This is a genomic window from Caulobacter sp. P4_E5 (assembly GCF_056401555.1).
Genome location: NZ_JBFUJD010000150.1, coordinates 1 through 3,150, shown reverse-complemented (window position 1 = coordinate 3,150; position 3,150 = coordinate 1). Strand labels below are relative to the sequence as shown.

Below are 3,150 nucleotides of genomic sequence, written 5' to 3'. Positions count from 1 at the left end.
CCGCCGAGGCCGCGCGACCCAAGGTTCCGCCGCCGCCCTATGCCGGCGGGCCGATGGCGGGCCAGAAGCCCACGCCGCCCGAGCCCGCGGGCCAAGCTTCGCCCGCTGACCTGGTGCGCCGCCTGCTCAAGGGTGCAAGCGGCGCCCTGGCGAGGCAGGACCTGATGCAGATCGCCTCGCTGCCCGATGCGTCCCATCACGAGGCCGAGGCCGCCGGGACCCGCCCGCAAGCCGCGCACTTGAACCTCGACCTGCCGTTCATGACCCCGCAGGGCGTGGCGGTCGCCCAGTTCGAGATCAGCCATGACGGCGGCGGTTCGGGCGGGGCCGCCGTAGGTCCGGCCGAGCGCACCTATCGCGCCCGCTTCTCGATCGACGTCGAGCCGCTGGGGCCTGTCCACGCTCTCGTCACCCTGACCGGCGCCCGCGCCCGCGTGTCGTTGTGGGCCGAGCGCGCGGAGACCATCGCCCGCTTCCGGGCCGGCGAGGAGAGCCTGGCCGCGGCCCTGCGCCAGGCCGAGCTGTCGCCCGAGGTCGCCATCCATTCCGGCGCGCCGCCGACACCCGGCGTCAGTGCCCTCGGCCATTTCGTGGATCAGGCCTCATGAGCGGGATCACCGGTCCGACGGGGCGTCCGCGCATCGCCGTGGCCTTGCTTTACGAGGATCCCAACGCCCCCAGGGTGGTGGCCTCGGGCCAGGGCTGGGTGGGCGAGAAGATCATCGAGACGGCGCGTGAACATGGCGTGCCGATCGAGGAAGACCCGGTGCTGGCCCAGGCCCTGTCGGCGATCGAGGTCGACGAGGAAATCCCCGAGGCCCTCTACCGCGCCGTGGCCGAGGTGCTCGGCTTTCTCCTGAAGCGCTGAAACGAAAAAGGCCCCGCCGAAGCGGGGCCTGATCCGTTGTTCCGAAGGGAGGCGCCTAGCGCTTGTCGGGACACCTTTGCCTTGTCGAAAAGCGCTTAGCGCTTGTCGACTGGAACGTAATCGCGCTGCGTGGGGCCCGTGTAGAGCTGACGAGGACGACCGATCTTGCGGGTGGGGTCCTCGAACATTTCCTTCCACTGGCTGATCCAGCCGACGGTGCGGGCCAGAGCGAACAGCACGGTGAACATGTTGGTCGGGAAGCCCATCGCCCGCAGGGTGATGCCCGAATAGAAGTCGATGTTCGGATAGAGCTTACGGTCGATGAAGTAAGGATCGCTCAGCGCGACCTTTTCCAGCTCCTGGGCGACCTGCAGCAGCGGATCGTTGTTGTGGCCCAGTTCCGCCAGCACTTCGTGCGCGGTCTTCTGCATGACCTTCGCGCGCGGGTCGAAGTTCTTGTACACGCGGTGGCCAAAGCCCATCAGCTTGTACTTACGGTCCTTCACGCCCTGGACGTAGTCCGGGATGTTCTCGACCGAACCGATGGTCTCCAGCATCTCCAGCGCTTCCTGGTTGGCGCCGCCGTGCGACGGGCCCCACAGGCAGGCGATGCCGGCGGCGATGCAGGCGAACGGGTGCGCGCCCGACGAACCGGCCAGGCGSACGGTSGAGGTCGAGGCGTTCTGYTCGTGGTCGGCGTGCAGGATRAAGATSCGGTCCATGGCGCGGGTTAGCACCGGGTTCGGCTTCCAGTCCTCGGCCGGCACGGCGAAGCACATGCGCAGGAAGTTTTCCGAGTACGACAGGTCGTTGCGCGGCGACACGAACGGTTGGCCGATCGTGTACTTGTAGGCGCGGGCCGCGATCGTCGGCATCTTGGCGATCAGGCGATGAGCGCTGATCTCGCGTTCACGGGCGTCGTCGACATTGATGCTGTCGGCATAGAAGGCCGACAGGGCGCCGACCGCGCCGGTCATCACCGCCATCGGGTGGGCGTCGCGACGGAAACCCTGGAAGAAGGCGTCGAACTGCGCGTGCAGCATCGTGTGATAGGTGATGTTCTTTTCGAACTTCGCGAACTCGTCCGCCGTGGGCAGTTCGCCGTTCAGCAGCAGGTGGCAGACCTCGAGGAACGAGGACTTCTCGGCCAGCTGGTCGATCGGATAGCCGCGGTGCAGCAGAATACCGGCGTCACCGTCGATGAAGGTGATCTTGCTCTCGCAAGACGCGGTCGAGGTGAAGCCCGGATCGAAGGTGAAGTGGTCGCTGTCGCCATAGATCTTTCGGACGTCGATGACGTCCGGACCCGTGCTGCCCTTGAGGATCGGCAGGTCGTAGCTCTTGTCGCCGATCGTCAGCGTGGCTTTATCGGTCATACTTAGACCCCTTCATAATTGGAACGAGCAGTCCAACTTTCGCTTTTCGCGGGTGCGTTATAGCGCCTCATGCGCGCGGCGCTAGGGCGTCGTCAAGACGGCCCAAACTCTCTTCGCGAGAGAGGGCGGCCATGGTCTTGTTCAGATCGGGCGCCTGGGCGCCGCCGGTCAGGATCCCACGCAGGGCGGGGCCGAACTTGCCGAAGCCGACGCCTTCGGATTCCGCGAACGTTTTCAACACGGTTTCCAAGGTGGCGGCGTCGAACGCCGGCGCGGCGGCCAACTGGTCGCGCAGGCGCTTGAGCCGCTCGACCGTTTCTTCGGTCAGCTGCTTTTGAGTTTTCTCTTCCAGCGGGAACGGCCGGGTCTTCAGTGCGAACGCACAATGATCGACCAGCTCCAGGATGGTCTTGGCGCCTTCCTTGACCTCGGGGACCGTGCGGGCGATGCGCTCGCGCGCGTCGGCGGGCAGGGGCTCGCCGCGCTTCTGGGCGGCGTCGAGCGCCAGGTCCGTCAGGCGGTCGTCGTCGGCCTTGCGCAGGTGCTGGGCGTTGGTGTGGTTCAGCTTGGCCCAGTCCAGGCGCGCCGGCGCCTTGACCACGTCCTTGACGTCGAACCAGCTGATCGCCTGCTCGTCGTTGAACACCTCGTCGTCGCCGTGGCCCCAGCCCAGGCGCGCCAGGTAGTTGCGCATGCCCTCGGGGATGTAGCCAAGATCGGCGAACTCGCCGACGGCTTGCGCGCCGTGACGCTTGGACAGCTTGGCGCCGTCGGGACCGTGAATCAGCGGGATGTGGGCGAAGGCTGGCACGGTCCAGTCCATGGCCTGATAGATCAGGCTCTGGCGGGCGGCGTTGTTCAGGTGGTCGTCGCCGCGGATCACGTGGGTGACGCCCATGTCGTGGT

Annotated in this window: 4 protein-coding genes; 2 read left to right on the top strand and 2 right to left on the bottom strand. The window is 66.7% G+C overall.

The window, feature by feature from the left end; translation table 11 throughout:
• On the top strand, window positions 1-608 hold a 608-nt coding region (fliK, locus tag AC1DSO_RS24620; RefSeq protein ID WP_477071307.1), incomplete at its 5' end, for a flagellar hook-length control protein FliK.
• Window positions 605-868 (top strand): EscU/YscU/HrcU family type III secretion system export apparatus switch protein, encoded by a 264-nt coding sequence (locus AC1DSO_RS24615; RefSeq protein ID WP_477071306.1) that lies wholly within the window; start codon window positions 605-607, stop codon window positions 866-868. The genes fliK and AC1DSO_RS24615, both read left to right, overlap by 4 nt.
• Before the next feature lie 95 nt (window positions 869-963).
• Here AC1DSO_RS24615 and gltA read toward each other — a convergent pair whose 3' ends face one another.
• Together gltA and AC1DSO_RS24605 are read right to left on the bottom strand one after the other, a co-directional pair.
• Complete coding sequence (gltA, locus tag AC1DSO_RS24610) at window positions 964-2,244, bottom strand: citrate synthase (RefSeq protein WP_477071305.1); 1,281 nt, start codon at window positions 2,242-2,244, stop codon at window positions 964-966.
• Between the two features lie 67 nt (window positions 2,245-2,311).
• The coding region (locus tag AC1DSO_RS24605) for a glutamate--tRNA ligase (RefSeq protein ID WP_477071304.1) at window positions 2,312-3,150 on the bottom strand (839 nt) is incomplete at its 5' end.

What these genes read in the sequence shown, in the direction of transcription:
- AC1DSO_RS24615 (WP_477071306.1), top strand. Translation starts at nt 605, where the DNA reads ATGAGCGGGATCACCGGTCCGACGGGGCGTCCGCGCATCGCCGTGGCC.